This window comes from Winogradskyella pacifica (genome assembly GCF_013403915.1).
Taxonomy (GTDB): domain Bacteria; phylum Bacteroidota; class Bacteroidia; order Flavobacteriales; family Flavobacteriaceae; genus Winogradskyella; species Winogradskyella pacifica.
This window is the reverse complement of record NZ_JABFDI010000087.1, coordinates 1-531: the sequence shown is the minus strand read 5'-3', so window position 1 is coordinate 531 and position 531 is coordinate 1. Positions and strand designations below refer to the sequence as shown.

The following is a 531-nucleotide window of genomic DNA, read 5'->3' as shown; positions in this document are numbered from 1 at the left end:
GTGCAGGATGGCTTTGCCATCCGGATAGTCAACGGATTCCTCGTCGTGGACGACGTGCCTTATGTCGATGGTGCGGCTCAAGTTCAGTGGGGTTCACTCCTTTGCCCTCTCGACCTGACTGGCAACAGCACCGCCGCGCCCAGCACCCACGTCATGTGCTTTGCCGGTGGTGTCCCTCACGACAAGAACGGCCAGGCCATAGATGGGCTGATCAACGAGGGCGTCGAAAAGTGGTCTGCCACTCCGGACCTGACTGCCAGCTGCGGGTTCTCCCAAAAGCCCGACGGCGGGTATCCAGACTTCTACGAAAAGGTCAGTTACTACGCAGCCATGATCGCCGGGCCTGCTGAGGCCGTCGACCCTGACGCAACCCCGTACACCTATAAGCCACTACAGACCGACGAGGACGACGGGGTCTTCAAGTACGTCGACACCTTTTCCAGCCGCGCAGGCATTACGGAGCTGAACAACCGACTTGCGATCGAGAAGGTAGTCATCATTGGTCTCGGTGGTACCGGCGCGCATATCCTC

The 531-nt window shown here is 59.5% G+C and carries 1 protein-coding gene; it reads left to right on the top strand.

Going from position 1 to position 531, the window contains the following annotated elements; genetic code table 11:
- On the top strand, positions 1 to 531 hold a 531-nt coding region (locus HM984_RS18145; protein ID WP_503328578.1), incomplete at both ends, for a DUF6791 domain-containing protein.